13 protein-coding genes are annotated in these 15,546 nt (G+C 38.7%); 5 read left to right on the forward strand and 8 right to left on the reverse strand.

All coding sequences use genetic code 11. The annotated features are described in order from the left end of the window. Nucleotides 1-115: 115 nt before the first annotated feature. The 3 genes from LO754_RS15280 to LO754_RS15290 form a co-directional block, all read right to left on the reverse strand. Nucleotides 116-931: a lipid II flippase Amj family protein gene (locus LO754_RS15280; RefSeq protein ID WP_024362982.1), complete on the reverse strand. Its 816-nt coding sequence runs from the start codon at nucleotides 929-931 to the stop codon at nucleotides 116-118. Between the two features lie 229 nt (nucleotides 932-1,160). Next, nucleotides 1,161-2,057 (reverse strand): deoxyribonuclease IV, encoded by an 897-nt coding sequence (locus tag LO754_RS15285; RefSeq protein ID WP_024362983.1) that lies wholly within the window; start codon nucleotides 2,055-2,057, stop codon nucleotides 1,161-1,163. Nucleotides 2,058-2,069: 12 nt separating this feature from the next. Next, nucleotides 2,070-3,371, reverse strand: coding sequence for a DEAD/DEAH box helicase (locus tag LO754_RS15290; protein WP_024362984.1), 1,302 nt, complete (start codon nucleotides 3,369-3,371; stop codon nucleotides 2,070-2,072). Nucleotides 3,372-3,670: 299 nt separating this feature from the next. On the opposite strand from LO754_RS15290, the gene LO754_RS15295 reads away from it, so the two are divergent. Continuing rightward, nucleotides 3,671-4,726 carry a 2,3-butanediol dehydrogenase gene (locus LO754_RS15295; RefSeq protein WP_231784720.1) on the forward strand — a complete coding sequence of 352 codons (1,056 nt, stop codon included), beginning with the start codon at nucleotides 3,671-3,673 and terminating at the stop codon, nucleotides 4,724-4,726. A gap of 87 nt (nucleotides 4,727-4,813) precedes the next feature. Here the strand turns inward: LO754_RS15295 and LO754_RS23510 are convergent, their stop codons facing one another. The 5 genes from LO754_RS23510 to LO754_RS23790 are packed head-to-tail and all read right to left on the reverse strand — an operon-like array spanning nucleotide 4,814 to nucleotide 9,341. Next, a complete protein-coding gene (locus tag LO754_RS23510; protein WP_255702576.1) occupies nucleotides 4,814-5,161 on the reverse strand; it encodes a potassium-transporting ATPase subunit C in 348 nt (115 codons plus the stop codon). Nucleotides 5,162-5,172: 11 nt separating this feature from the next. Then, a complete protein-coding gene (locus LO754_RS23515) occupies nucleotides 5,173-5,451 on the reverse strand; it encodes a potassium-transporting ATPase subunit C (RefSeq protein ID WP_255702578.1) in 279 nt (92 codons plus the stop codon). A 12-nt stretch (nucleotides 5,452-5,463) separates the two neighbouring features. Beyond that, the gene (gene kdpB, locus LO754_RS15305; protein WP_231784721.1) at nucleotides 5,464-7,527 is read right to left on the reverse strand and encodes a potassium-transporting ATPase subunit KdpB; all 2,064 of its coding nucleotides are present in this window, start codon (nucleotides 7,525-7,527) and stop codon (nucleotides 5,464-5,466) included. A gap of 15 nt (nucleotides 7,528-7,542) precedes the next feature. Beyond that, complete coding sequence (gene kdpA / locus LO754_RS15310; protein ID WP_024362988.1) at nucleotides 7,543-9,237, reverse strand: potassium-transporting ATPase subunit KdpA; 1,695 nt, start codon at nucleotides 9,235-9,237, stop codon at nucleotides 7,543-7,545. A 23-nt stretch (nucleotides 9,238-9,260) separates the two neighbouring features. Then, entirely contained in the window at nucleotides 9,261-9,341 is an 81-nt protein-coding gene (locus tag LO754_RS23790; protein ID WP_108029786.1) for a potassium-transporting ATPase subunit F, read from the reverse strand. Nucleotides 9,342-9,606: 265 nt separating this feature from the next. Here LO754_RS23790 and LO754_RS15315 point away from each other — a divergent pair, with 265 nt between their 5' ends. The 4 genes from LO754_RS15315 (at nucleotide 9,607) to feoB (ending at nucleotide 15,546) form a co-directional block, all read left to right on the forward strand. Further along, complete coding sequence (locus LO754_RS15315) at nucleotides 9,607-12,315, forward strand: sensor histidine kinase (protein ID WP_231784722.1); 2,709 nt, start codon at nucleotides 9,607-9,609, stop codon at nucleotides 12,313-12,315. Then, nucleotides 12,308-13,012: a response regulator transcription factor gene (locus LO754_RS15320; protein ID WP_231784723.1), complete on the forward strand. Its 705-nt coding sequence runs from the start codon at nucleotides 12,308-12,310 to the stop codon at nucleotides 13,010-13,012. Before LO754_RS15315 ends, LO754_RS15320 begins: the two co-directional genes overlap by 8 nt. Nucleotides 13,013-13,342: 330 nt before the next feature. Then, entirely contained in the window at nucleotides 13,343-13,570 is a 228-nt protein-coding gene (locus LO754_RS15325; protein WP_231784724.1) for a FeoA family protein, read from the forward strand. Beyond that, nucleotides 13,567-15,546, forward strand: a complete 1,980-nt coding sequence (feoB, locus tag LO754_RS15330; protein WP_231784725.1) for a ferrous iron transport protein B — start codon at nucleotides 13,567-13,569, stop codon at nucleotides 15,544-15,546. The genes LO754_RS15325 and feoB overlap by 4 nt, the downstream gene beginning before the upstream one ends.

Here is a 15,546-nt window from a genome sequence, read left to right on the forward strand (position 1 = left end):
AAAATGTGCCTTAAAATCTAAACTATATTATAGGATTAAGCTTACGATATGTTGTAATTCTTACTTCTTCCAGTAGATGAATGCCTCGTTTTAACAGCTATTTCTGTCTTAGCACCTAAGTAATAAGCTTTGCAAACCAAGCTACATAATGTGCCCCAGGTATAAATAACACTTGCGCCAAAATCGTTCCTAAAAATCTAGAGGTCATCATCATAACAGATGCTCTTTTTAAATCAAGATAACTTCCCCGCTGATTGATAACATCATCCGCAAGTATAGAAATTTTAGGGTCAATAAAAATAATTAACAAAATTGTTGCTACGCCATTGATTAATCCAGACGCCATGACAGCTGTTGCCTTTAATTCAGGGACTAATAAACCAGCATATAAAGAAGATAAAACACCAATAGTATAAATCGCTGTAATCACAATGTTCATCACAAATAATTTAACTGGAATATCTCGTAAGCCAATGCCCTTTACATAAGCCAAGCTTGGCTTGCGAATATGTTTAATACCTCTTCTTACATAGTCAAATGTGAAGCCTTTCTTCAATAAAGCTGGAATCGACCCTCTTTCCTCAGCCAAATGAATGATTCCTCGTGAAAAGATGGCTACGAAAGTCGGCAGTAATAATATCCCCATTAGTGTCCCTAAGGATGCCGCTCCTATAATAAAGCGATACTGGCTTTCTACAAAAGCTAGCGCATTGTCAGCAGGCGCTGTATCCACTAAACTCCCCGTAAACGGTTGTTGCATCATATTCGCTAGCCTTGAAACCATCACCATTACATTAAACAGAGATAAAGCTGAAGCTAGTAACTTTACACGTGCCCCTGATAAACGTACCGCATAGGCAAGTGTCTCGATTGAATGAATGATGAGAATAAATAAAGCAATCATAATTAATTTATCTGTAATTATTTCCATTCTCTATACCTAATGTTCTTTCCCATTATTTCACATGTAGACGTTTGAATTTCAAAATAGTTCCGAACCGCACGATTGAGATACCAGCGAATTTAAACTGTTTACCCGCGATCGGTGTTTAAATACCCGCGATAAAACTCTCTTTACCCGCGGAAGCCGTTCAAATACCCGCGATTCATAAAAAAACGTAGACCAAACACAATTTGCATTGCGTTGGTCTACGGTTCTCTTACTCTCCTCGTAAGGCGTTAATAAGCTCTGGCTTATATTCTCCACTACGTAGCATATCAATTTCATATTTATACGGTGCTGTTTTAGTTTTCGCATCACTATTTAGAGCAACAAATGGTGTTTCTAAAATCTTCGGTACCGCCATTAATTGCGGATGATGAACCACGTATTTTAATGCATCAAATCCGATATGTCCAAAACCGATATTTTCATGGCGGTCTTTACCTGCACCACGAACGTTTTTAGAGTCATTTATATGAAGAACTTTGATGCGATCTACACCGATTATTTTATCAAACTCGTTTAATACCCCATCAAAATCTTCAACAATATTATAGCCAGCATCATGTGTATGGCATGTATCAAAGCATACAGAAAGGCGCTCGTTATGTGTCACACCATCGATTATTTTTGCAAGCTCTTCGAAAGAACGTCCACACTCTGTTCCTTTCCCTGCCATTGTTTCTAATGCAATTTGCACGGGATAGTCTTGTGAAAGTACTTCATTTAAACCTTCAATAATTTTAGCAATACCAGCATCTGCCCCTGCACCTACATGGGCACCAGGATGTAAAACTATTTGTGTAGCTTCCAACGCAGCAGTGCGTTCAATTTCAGATTGTAGGAAATCTACACCGAGACGGAATGTTTCTGGTTTTTCTGTATTAGCAATATTAATAATATAAGGAGCATGCACAACAATATTTGTCATGCCGTGCTCTTTCATGTGCAACAGACCATTCATAATATTAAGGTCTGCAATGGATTTTCGACGCGTGTTTTGTGGAGCACCTGTATAAATCATAAAGGTGTTCGCACCATAAGAAAGAGCTTCTTTACTAGAGCCGAGCAACATTTCTTTGCCGCTCATTGAAACATGTGAGCCAAGTAACATATTTATGCCTCCTTATTTTTTGCCGCGAGCTTTTATGCGACGTTCGCGTTTTTTAATTTTTTCCATTTCCCATTTCATATTACGTTTGTAGCCTGGTTTTACTTTTTTCGGCTTACGTACTAAAGATTTTGCTTTCGCATCAATCTCATTTTCGTGCTTCACGCGGTTTTTACGTGCATGACGCTCTTTTAGTTCCGACCATTCACCATCTTTGACATCCTTTTGTACAAACGGTATACCCATTTTCTCAATACGAGCTAATGCATCCTCGTCAGAAGGCTCAAATAATGTAATCGCTGTTCCTTTATTGCCTGCACGTGCTGTTCGTCCAACACGGTGAATAAAGAATTCTAGATCTTCTGGAATTTCATAGTTAATGACATGTGAAATTCCTTGAATATCGATACCGCGCGCTGCAAGATCTGTTGCTACGATATATTGAAACTCTAAATCGCGAATTTGCTTCATCATTTTTTTACGATCACGTGGCGTTAAATCACCATGAATTTGACCACAACGAATCCCTTGCTCGTTTAAATAGCCCGCAACTTGCTCTGCATTTTTACGTGTATTGGTAAAAATGACTGCTAAAAACGGGTTAATGCCTTCAATAACATCCTGTAAACGTCTGTTACGAGATTTCGAACGAACAGGTACAAGGACGAAATCAATACCTTCTGCCACGGGACGTTTATCGTTCATATGAACATGAACAGGCGCTTCCATGTATTTTTTTAAGAATGGCTGTAGACGTTCTGGAATTGTTGCAGAGAACACGAACATTTCAAGCTTTTCTGGCATTTGAGAAGCAAAGCCATCAATCTCTTCGATAAAGCCCATATCGAACGCTAAGTCCGCTTCGTCCACAACTAACATTGGTGCCGTATGCACAAATAACGCTTGAGCTGAAACAAGATCACGAATACGTCCTGGTGTACCAACAACGATTTGTGGTTGCGTTTTTAACTTATCAATGGAGCGTTGTTTGTCCGTACCCCCAATAAATAATTTCGCTTGAATGTCTGTTCCTTCTATTAATTGATTTAACGCATCAAAAATTTGTTGAGCCAACTCGCGTGTTGGAGAGGTAATAACCGCTTGTACCTCTTGTTTGTCGACTTGAATGCGTTGTACGATTGGAATAAGGAAACTATGTGTTTTCCCTGTACCCGTATGTGCTTGTCCAATCGCACTTTTCCCTTTCAGGATTAGTGGAATAATTTCCTTTTGTATTGGTGTTGGTTCTGTGAAGCCAAGCTTTGCAATTGCGTCCTGCAAAAATGGCTGAAAATTATAATCAGTATATTTTGACATAATTCGTTCCTCCTTACATCTTTCCCATTGTACCATGATTAGGCCTTTTAGGGATGTTTACGTACTATTAACATAAGCATTTACAATATTCTCTTGTTTTTTTCATCGATGCAACGCTAACCCTTAACAAACTTACTTTAATTACGACTATTATGCAATGAAAAAAGTAAAGTGTGAAAAATGTGAAATAATTTAATGGACATTTCGTATTTTTTATGTCAATTTTTGTCCAACTAATGATTTGCATATTTTCCACATGTTAATATAAACATGAATAATAGTATTGGAGGTTGATAGTGATGAAAGCAGCAAGATGGTATAAAGCAAGAGATATCCGTGTAGAAAACATAGAGGAGCCTTCCATTGCATCCGGTAAAGTAAAAATTAAAGTACATTGGACAGGCATTTGTGGAAGCGATTTACATGAGTATGCAGCAGGACCAATCTTTATTCCAGTTGAACAGCCACACTCTATCAGTAAAGATATAGCGCCTATTGTAATGGGCCATGAGTTTTCTGGCGAGGTAGTTGAAGTTGGTGAAGGTGTTACAAAAGTAAAAATTGGAGATGCTGTCGTTGTCGAACCTATTCTCTCTTGTGGCGAATGTGCTGCTTGTAAAAAAGGGAAGTACAACATTTGTAAACAACTAGGTTTCCACGGACTTTCTGGCGGCGGTGGCGGATTGTCACAATATACTGTGGTAGATGACCACATGGTACACAAAATGCCAGCAGGACTTTCTTATGAACAAGGTGCTCTTGTAGAACCAGCTGCAGTAGCTTTACATGCAGTTCGCCAAAGCAAATTAAAAGCTGGCGATAAAGCCGCAGTTTTTGGAACAGGGCCAATTGGTCTTCTTGTTATCGAAGCATTACGGGCATCTGGAGCTTCCGAAATTTATGCGGTGGAACTTTCAGCAGAACGTGCTGCAAAAGCGATGGAACTAGGAGCAACAGCTGTTATTAATCCGCAAGATGAAGATGCTGTTGAACGTCTTCATGCCTTAACAAATGGCGGTGTGGATGTGGCATTTGAAGTTACTGGCGTTCCTGTTGTTTTACAGCAAGCTATTGACTCCACTACGTTCGAAGGTGAAACAATCATCGTTTCGATATGGGAATCAAGCGCTTCTATCCAGCCAAATAATATTGTATTGTCTGAGCGTACTGTGAAAGGTATTATTGCCTATCGAGATATCTTCCCAGCTGTTATGGAGTTAATGACCAAAGGATATTTCCCAGCGGACAAACTTGTAACTAAGCGCATTGGGCTCGATGATGTTGTAACAGAAGGCTTTGAAGCGTTAATGAAAGAGAAAAACCATATTAAAATTCTTGTCAATTCTCAAAGCTAATATAGACCCTTTTATTGTAAGCAGATAGAGAAAATACCTCTATACCATTCTCTCTATCTGCCCTATTGAAGTTATACTTTACACTACTTATTCATTGTCCTTCATTTGTTTAAAGATAGCTAAATTCGCCATTAAGAAGTTCACTTTCTCTTCCCCAAATAGACCGAGCGCCCGCCCTTCTGTATTAGCCTCCACAATTTTTTCGATTTCCTTCTCTGACAGCCCGCTTGCATTGACAATTCGATCGATTTGAATGTGCGCTGCTTGCACACTAATATGTGGGTCTAAACCCGATCCGGAGGCCGTCATAAGATCAGCAGGAATGTCCTGTCTTTTTATAGTCGGGTTCGCCTGTAAAAATGCTTGAATATCTCCCTCTATTCGTTTTGTTAATTCTGGATTGGACGGAGCATAATTGAACGTTCCAGAACTCACGCCACCATAAGCTATCTCACCATTGTTATCTGGTACAATATCTTCTTGTGTATAAACATTATAGTTAATGGATGAAACGCCTCAAAAAACGCTGCTGATGTAAAGGCTTGCCCAAGCTTTTCCGAACCAACAGCTTTTCCGTCAACTTCCACAATGCTACCATTCGCCTGATGCTTAAATAGCCCTTGCGCGATACCCGTTACCGTCACAGGGTAAATTAAACCACAGACTACAAACATGATGAAAGAAACCATTATTGCTTGCTTGACATTGTCCCAAAATCTATTCATATTATTTTCCTCCTATAGACCAAGCATGGTTAACAGTGGCCCTACTAGTAAATCGATCACCTTTATACCGATAAACGGCGCAAGGATACCACCTAGTCCATAAACAAATAAGTTTTTCTGTAATAATTTTGTAGCACTCATCGGCTTATACTTTACGCCTTTTATCGCAATGGGAATTAACATCGGAATAATCACCGCATTGAAAATTAAAGCGGAAATGATGGCACTTGTCGGCGAATGAAGTTGCATAATGTTGAGCGCATTCATTTCAGGTACTGCAACCATTAACATAGCAGGTATAATAGCGAAATATTTTGCCACATCGTTTGCAATACTGAATGTTGTAAGTGCACCACGCGTCATTAATAATTGCTTTCCAATCTCTACAACTTCAATTATTTTAGTTGGATTTGAATCTAAATCAACCATGTTGGCAGCTTCTTTTGCTGCATTCGTTCCTGAATTCATAGCAAGACCGACATTCGCCTGTGCTAAAGCTGGTGCGTCATTGGTACCGTCCCCAGTCATCGCCACAACTTTTCCAAGTGCCTGCTCATCTTTAATCACCTTTATTTTATCCTCTGGCTTACTTTCTGCAATAAAACTGTCAACGCCGGATTCTTTAGCAATAGCGGCTGCTGTTAGTGGATTATCCCCTGTGCACATAATTGTTTTGATGCCCATTGCTCGCAACTGTTCAAAGCGTTCTTTCAAACCGGATTTTACAACATCTTTCAGATGGATGACACCCAAGATATTATGATTCAACGACACAACAAGTGGTGTGCCCCCAACAGCAGATACTTGATGCACTAACTGTTCCAAATTTGTAGGAATATGTTGTCCTGCTGCAAGACTATCTTGTTTAATCGTATCATAAGCCCCTTTTCGAATGATCGTGCCATCCTGCAAGTTCAATCCACTCATCCTTGTCTGTGCAGTAAAGGGAATATGCTCACTATATTGAATCAGTTGTTGTTCATCCGTTGTAGTTACCCCTAAATCACATGCCAATGATAAGATAGATTTCCCTTCTGGTGTATCATCTGTCAGCGAACTAAGCCATGCAGCTTGCATCAAAGTTTGTTGGTCAACTCCTTTGACTGGTAAAAACTCAGTTGCCATGCGATTACCGTACGTTATTGTGCCTGTTTTATCTAATATAAGTGTATCTACGTCTCCGCAAGCTTCCACAGCTCTACCAGACATTGCAATGACATTAAACTGCGTCACTCGGTCCATACCAGCAATACCAATAGCAGAAAGTAAACCGCCGATGGTCGTTGGTATTAAGCAAACTGTCAGTGCAATTAACGTTGCAATGGAAATGTGTACATTTAAATAAGTAGTCATTGGATATAATGTCACGACCACTAATAAAAAGATGATTGTCAAGCTAACTAACAATGTATTTAACGCTATTTCATTAGGTGTTTTTTTCCGACTTGCTCCTTCAATGAGGGCAATCATTTTATCTAAAAATGACTCTCCTGGCAGTGAAGTAATTTCAATCATTAGCCAATCACTTGTGACAGTCGTTCCACCAGTAACAGATGAAAAATCTCCACTGCGTTCTTTTACAACTGGTGCAGACTCACCAGTAATGGCTGATTCATCGACTGTGGCAATCCCTTCAATGACCTCGCCATCATTTGGAATCACTTCCCCTGCTTGCACTAAAACAATATCCCCTTTTTTCAGCTCATGTGCCTGTTTCATCACTTCTGTACCATCCGCTAAAAGGACACGTGCTTGTGTATCTGTCTTTGTATTTTTTAACGTTTGTACTTGTGCTTTTCCCCGCCCTTCAGCGATGGATTCTGCAAAGTTAGCAAATAAAATCGTAACAAAGAGAATGATAGCGACAATGGTATTATAGAGCTGAGCATGCTCTCCTTCCGCGCCGCCAAGTAGATTAGGAAAAAACGATAACAACAGAACAAAAATAAAACCGATTTCTACGACAAACATGACGGGATTTTTTATCATCGTAACTGGATTAAATTTCTTTAATGCGCCTATCAATGAGCTCTTTACTAAATCGCTCGTGATAAAACCTTTTCTTACAGTTTCCATTTGATTCTCTCCTCATTAGGAATGTATTTGTAAATGCTCCGTAATTGGTCCAAGTGCTAATGCGGGTAAAAATGTTAGCGCACCAATCATCAGTACAATGGCAACAAGCAAAAATGTAAACATTGAGGTATCTGTTTTCAATGTTCCAACTGAATCGCTGTGCCACATTTTTTTAGCAAGTAGTGAAGCAATTGCTAATTGAAGGATAATGGTTAAATAGCGACCAAAAAACATAGCTAACCCTGTCGTCACATTCCAAAACGTTGAGTTATCAGCTAATCCTTCAAAGCCAGAGCCATTGTTGGCAGATGCTGAAGCAAACTCATATAGTACTTGCGATAAACCGTGTGCCCCTGGATTTGTAATACCAGCTACCCCAGATGTTGTGGCAACAGCAAGCGCAGAAAACAGTAGGATAATTGCAGGATGAATTAAAATACAAAGTGCTATTAACTTCATTTCCTTTTCCTCAATTTTCTTCCCTAAAAACTGTGGCGTGCGACCAATCATTAAACATGCGATGAAAATCGTTAGTAAGACATACATCATCATATTCATCAGCCCAACACCCTTGCCCCCAAATACAACATTTAACATCATATTAAACATCGGCACCATTCCACCAATTGGGGTTAATGTATCGTGCATGTTATTGACCGAGCCCGTTGTAAAGGCAGTTGTGACTGTAGTGAAAAGGGCAGATTGGGCTACCCCAAAGCGCATTTCTTTTCCTTCCATACTACCAAGCTCCTGAGTAATTCCCAGGTTACTAATAAGGGGATTACCCGCACGCTCAGCAATATACACTGTCACTAACCCTATAAGAAATAGCATACCCATTGCAGCAAAGATCGCTAGCCCTTGCTTGCCGAATATTGTTTTTTTCTTTCTATAAGCAACCATTAGACTAAAGGCAACAACACAAGCACCTGGTAGCAACATCATAGATAGCATTTCTACGATATTAGATATAACCGTAGGGTTTTCAAAAGGCGTTGTGGAATTAGCACCATTAAACCCACCTCCATTTGTACCTACGTGTTTAATGGATTCAAGTGAGGCAACTGGTCCCAATGCGATATCTTGCATTTTTCCTTCGATTGTTTGAACAGTTTGATTGGCACTGAATGTTTGAGGTGCTCCTTGCGATACTAAAATAATGGCAACTACGATGGAAATAGGCATTAATACACGTGTAATCACACGCACAAAATCTACAAAGAAATTGCCTAATGTATCACTTTTTGCAACTAATCGTCTACAGAACGCCATACAAGCAGCGTAGCCAGTCGCTGCAGATGTAAACATCATAAAAATAATAACGAGCATTTGTGACAAATAACTTAAACCAGATTCACCACTATAATGTTGTAGATTGGTGTTGGTCATAAACGAAATGATGGTATTAAAAGAAAGTGATGCCTCCATATTTTCTATATCATTTGGATTTAACAGCAAAAAAGATTGAATGCGTAAAAGAATGTATCCGATAAAAACCATAAAAGCATTTGAAATAATTAATGACAATACATATTGCTTGCCTGTCATATCCACTTGTTTAATGCCGCATACCTTATAAATCACATGATCCACTTTATCCATTAATGGATCGAGCCATGTTTTTTTATGCATGGTCACACGAAAAAGATAATGGCCGGTCAGGATAACAAGCGGTAAATAAATAATACAAACAATGGCTATTTGCCACATACTCTATTCCTCCTAAATACCTATTAATATTTTTCCGGATATAATAGGGCATGCCCTAAATATCCAAAAAGCAATATAAGTATTATTCCAATAACAATCCACATAGCAATTCCTCCCCTTACTCTTCGACTAGCTTGTAGCACCAAGTCGTTAACGCATATAGACTGGCAAAACTAATGAGTAATAAGCCAACCATATATAAATCCATCAATTGCATCACCCTTCTCTCTATTTGATGTTTTTATCATACTGACTTTCAAATTAATGTAGTGTTAGGATATCGCTTCTTTGTATTAAGAAACGATAAAGGTGTTAAATCTTTACACTTTCTTAATGGCAGATAACGCTATAATACAAATGAGGTGAAGGATGATGGAAAAAATGCGCCCCACTCCCGAAGAGCTTTTAACAAGGTTTCATCAGGAACAAACAACTGTCGGTAGATTGAAAATATTTATTGGGTATGCAGCCGGCGTCGGAAAAACGTATGCTATGCTAGATGCCGCACATTTAGCAAAAAAACTTGGAAAAGATGTAGTAATTGGCTATATAGAGCCACATCCTCGACCAGAAACATTAGCATTACTTGATGGGCTTGAACAAATACCTACTAGAACAATCCATTATAAAGGGAGAACTTTTCAAGAATTGGATATTGATGCGGTATTGGAGCGTAAACCGGAAATTGTCCTTATCGATGAGTTGGCTCATAGCAACGTTCCGGTTATGCGACATACAAAACGTTTTGGAGACGTGGAAGAATTACTAGCAAAAGGCATTCATGTCTATACAACCGTTAATATTCAACATATTGAAAGTCTTCATGATGTTGTAGAAGAAATTACTGGGGTAAAAGTGCGCGAACGTATTCCAGATTATTTAATCGATCAAGCCGCGCTTATTAAAATTGTAGATATCGAACCTGATGAGTTAATTCAACGCTTAATAGAAGGAAAAATATATTCCAAACAACAAGCTGAAAAAGCGTTAGCATCTTTTTTTCGCAAACAAAATTTAGTAGCACTGCGGGAAATCGCCCTGCGTAGAACGGCAGATACGATTAATTACAAACAAATAAATGACAGCGAATCGATTAGGCAAACGACACAAATTGAAGAGCATATTTTAGTTGGTATTAGTAGCTCCCCAACCAACGCAAAAGTCATTCGCACTGCTGCCAGACTTGCTCAAGCCTTACATGGTAAATTCACGGCGCTTTATGTACAAAAGGTGAAAGAAGGTGACGATAACGACGCGAACTCGGAGCGGTTACAACAGCATATTAAATTGACCGAACAACTTGGCGGACATGTCGTAATCGTGCAGGAGAATGATGTCGCAGCGGCGCTTGCTAATTATGCTCAAATGAGTGGCGTCACAAAACTGGTACTCGGCAGGACGGTGATGAAAAAGAAATGGTGGCAGCCCAATGCAAAAATCATCGATCGACTCAATGATTATGTACCAAATCTCGCTATTCATATCGTGCCAGACCAAGAAAACGAACAATTTTATTTTCCAGATCTTCGCAATCGACTAACTTTTGAATGGTTAGATTTGTTGAAGATGTCCGTCGTGTTTAGCTTGGCGTCATGTTTAGCCTTATTTTTCTTCACAATGGGCGTCAGCGAATCGAATATTATTACAATTTATATTCTTAGTGTGTTAATTCTTGCGATTTGGTCATCTGGATGGCTCATGACTATTATTAGCTCGGCTGTAGCTGTACTATTATTCAACTTTTTATTTACAGAGCCACGATTTTCACTGGAAGCATATCATCGAGACTATCCGATGACATTTATGATTATGTTTTTCTCTGGCATTATTACAAGTAGCTTAACGAAAAAGATAAAAGAGCAGGCCATCGTAGCCGTCCGAAAATCCTATCGAATGGAAGTGTTGCTTGAAACGAATCGCAAATTACAACACGCTAAGTCCATTGAAGATATCATTACAGAAGGCATGTCTCAAATTGTTAAATTAGTAGAGAAACCTGTCCAATTTTTTGAAATAGAAAATAACATGATTGCTAAATCTGTTTTTTTTCCAACACCAACTCTATCAAATACTGAAAATATGAAAGTAGCTACCCTATTTAAAAATACAAATGAACTAGGCGTCGTTCATTGGGTCATCAACAATAACCACTTTGCTGGCGTGTCAACTGACATTTTCCCAGAAGTAAACGGCTATTATTTGCCCGTTCTTTCAAGTGGCAGTGTAAAGGGTGTCGTTGGCATTGCGCTTTCAAAGCAAACCCCATTACCTGCATTTGAACGCCATATTTTAAATGCCATTATGAATGATTTTTCGTTTGCGTTAGATAAATGGTATTTGCAAAACTTAAATGAAAAAGTTGCAAGAGAAGCTGAACTTGAACAAATGAGAGCAAATCTTTTGCGTGCTATCTCGCATGATTTACGGACACCACTGACTACGATTTCTGGGAATGCGGATATATTGTTAACGAATACAGTTCAAATTCCAGATACAGAAAAAACTCGGTTATATGAAGATATCTATAAAAATTCAAGATGGCTTGTGCAAATGGTCGAAAACTTACTAGCCGTTTCGATGTTAGAGGATGGACAATTTGCCCTCGAGATGCAGTTGGAGCTAGTGGAGGATATTATTCAAGAGGCGTTGCTACATGTAATTCCACGCAACAATACGCATCATATTTCTTATCATGTAGAGCCCGAATTAGTCATGGCTTTGATGGATGCACGTCTGATTATTCAAGTGCTTATTAATATTATTAATAATGCACTAACGTATACACCTGCTGGTAGTGACATCTCTTTTATGGCAAAAGAGGAAGGCGAATATGTACATTTTAGTATAGCTGATAATGGACCAGGTATTGACGATTCATTAAAAGAAAAGCTGTTTGAACCATTTATCACTGGGAAAGTGCAGCGCAGTGATAGCCGAAGAGGCTTAGGGTTAGGATTAGCATTGTGTCAGACGATTTTAACTTTACACGATAGTAAATTAGTAGTTGAAGATAACTACCCGAACGGAACCATCTTTCGTTTTACTTTAAAAAAAGGAGTTGTCAGTATCGATGAATAAACGGATTTTAGTCGTTGAAGACGACATAGCAATTGGCAATTTAATTAAAATGACCTTAACTACCCAAAATTATGAATTCGATATTATGCAAGATGGTTCAAGTGCTTTACAAAAAGCCATAACGTTCAAACCAAATGTAATTATCCTTGACTTAGGATTGCCTGATATGGATGGCATAGACTTTATTCACAAAATCCGCAGTTGGACACAAACGCCGATTATCGTTGTTAGTGCCCGCGGTGCAGAGCTCGATAAAATTAATGCGCTTGATGCAGGGGCAGATGATTATGTTACAAAACCTTTTAGTGTCGAAGAGCTACTTGCACGCATTCGAGTAGCTTTAAGAAGAACGGTCAGCGAACATCAAATAGAAAATGAATCAGCCGTGTTTGTCAATGGTCATTTAGAAATTGATTACTTGGCTAACACAGTGTTTGTCAACGGTGTGGAAGTACATTTAACCCCCATCGAATATAAACTATTAGTCGTGCTATCCAAGCATGTAGGCAAAGTGTTGACACATAACTTCTTATTGAAGGAAATTTGGCAAAATGTATTACAATCGGACGTCCCTAGTCTTCGAGTTTTTATGGCAACCCTGCGCAAAAAAATAGAAGATAATCCATCCCAACCAAAGTACATTCAGACACACGTTCGTGTTGGCTATCGCATGCTTCGTTATCATGATGATGACTAAAAAACCGATAGGGCAAGTTAGCAAGCGCATTTACCTCTAGTAACCACACTCCTATTGGGGAAAAGTCCGTTATGCCTTTGAATAAGGTGCCAGTTACATGACATGACACCACTTCATTGGCGACAGACAACTTCCCCTATTGGATTGTCTCCTTTTTACTTTCTACCTGCTTTATAGGAAGCATGACTATTCCCCAACCATCCTTATAGCTTAAAGCGACTTTCATATTGTTTCCTACTGTAAACCTCTTATTGATAGATTGCATAAAAGGTGATACTATATTATTTATTTTGACAATGATTATCACTCACAAGGAAGTAGGTAGATTTCATGGACCTTCATGCGGTTCAATTGGGTGAAAAAGTTAAAGTTAAAGACCTACAGCAAGTCGATGCACTCTTAATGAAACGTTTAAATGCATTTGGCATAAAAGAAGGCTGCCAAGTATGTATGGTTCAAAAAGGTTGGTTTTCTGGCGCCTGTATAATGGAATGCCAAGGTCAGAAAATTAGCCTGCGTAAAAAAGACTTAATGAACATAAAGGTAGAACAATTATGAGGCGATTAGCTTTAATAGGAAACCCTAATATTGGAAAAACATCATTATTTAATACATTAACAAATTCATACGAATATGTTGGCAATTGGAGTGGTGTAACGGTTGAAAAAAAGGTAGGACAGGTAAAGAAACTCAATAAAGAAATTATCGATTTGCCTGGTGTTTATACACTTAATCCTATTTCTAGAGATGAAAGCGTCGTTACTACATTTTTACTAGAAGAACAAATAGATGGGCTTTTAAATATTATCGATGCATCCAATTTCGAACGAAATATGCAACTAACACTCGATTTATTAGAACTAAGAAAGCCTATTATTATTTGCTTAAATATGATGGACGTTGCGAAGAAAAAAGGCATCTCCATTAACATAGAGAAATTACAAAGTACTTTAGGTGTACCTGTAATTCCAATTGTCGCTCGTACAGGAAAAGGCATCGAGGGGATTTATCAAGCATTAGAAAGCACTTCCCAACTCGAACAACATTTTACGTTAACATACGACACCCCTATCGAAACAGCCATTGCAACGATTGAAGACCTGCTACAAAATGTGGCTGCTGAGCAAAAAAGATGGTGTGCGATTCAATTTTTAATGGGCAATCAGGCTATCGATGCTTTTTTACAAAACGAGGACTACTTGCATAAAATACAAACGATTCGAACGGCACTAGCAACTGAAATAGGCGAGTCGTTAAGTGGCGCCATTACAAATCAACGGGACAGCTACATCGCAACCATAAAAAATGAATTGGTCATTCAAGAGAAAAGTGAAAAACAATGGACCGAGCATATAGATAAAGTTTTAACACACCCTGTTTTAGGTGTGCCAATCTTCTTAGCGTTGATGTATTTCATGTTTCAAGCAACGTTTGCTTGGTTTGGCGGGCCCCTTTCAGATCTTTTGGATCGCTTTGTTGGTGGACCTTTTAGTGAAACGGTTTATAATGGGTTAACGGCAATCGGCGCATCATCTTTTATTATTCATTTAATTTGTGATGGTATTATCGCCGGTGTTGGAGGGGTAATCGTTTTTATTCCTCAAATCTTTGTCTTGTTTTTCTTTATTTCTTTACTAGAGGATTCGGGCTATATGGCAAGAATTGCAGTCGTTATGGACCGTCTAATGGAATTCTTTGGCTTGAACGGGAAAGCTTTTATTCCCATGATTATCAGTTTTGGTTGCAATGTTCCCGGCATTATGGCGGCTAGAACAATTGAACAACCAAAGGAAAGACTTTTAACTATTCTTGTAGCTCCCTTTATGAGTTGTTCAGCTCGGTTACCGGTTTATGCTTTGTTTGGCGCAGCATTCTTTGCAAAACATCAATCATTGGTTGTCTTATCTTTATATCTATTAGGAATTGTAATAGCATTACTTGTCACAAAGTTATTGTCTATGACACTCCTAAAAAATGAGACGTCAGTTTTCTTTGTGGAATTGCCTTCCTATCATATGCCCCAGTTTAAAACCCTTTGGCGTTCAACATGGGAAAAAGGGAAAGGATTTCTTCGCAAAGCTGGGACAATTATCTTTGCGGGCTCCGTTATCATTTGGCTATTATCCTATATAGGACCACATGGCACAAATGTAGGGATGGATGAAAGCTTTCTCGCAATGATTGGCGGCGCTTTTGGGGTCCTCTTTATACCACTTGGATTTGGGACATGGCAAGCTGGAGCATCCCTTATATCGGGCTTTTTAGCAAAAGAGGTAATTGTTTCAACAATGGCAATTATTTATGGTGTAAATGAAGGTGTATTATCGTCCACTATGACAACCCATTTTAATGCATTAAGTGCCTATACCTTTTTAGTTTTTGTGTTGCTCTACATGCCTTGTTTAGCAACGGTTGGCGCTATTAAAAGAGAAACACAATCTACTAAATGGACGTTATTCGCTACTATTTATCCGTTTGTTGTTGCCTATTTAATTGCACTCGTTGTTTACGCAATTGGGAATCTATTTATTTGA

It is taken from the genome of Lysinibacillus sp. GJ-1, assembly GCF_021166035.1.
Taxonomy (GTDB): Bacteria; Bacillota; Bacilli; order Bacillales_A; family Planococcaceae; genus Lysinibacillus; species Lysinibacillus sphaericus.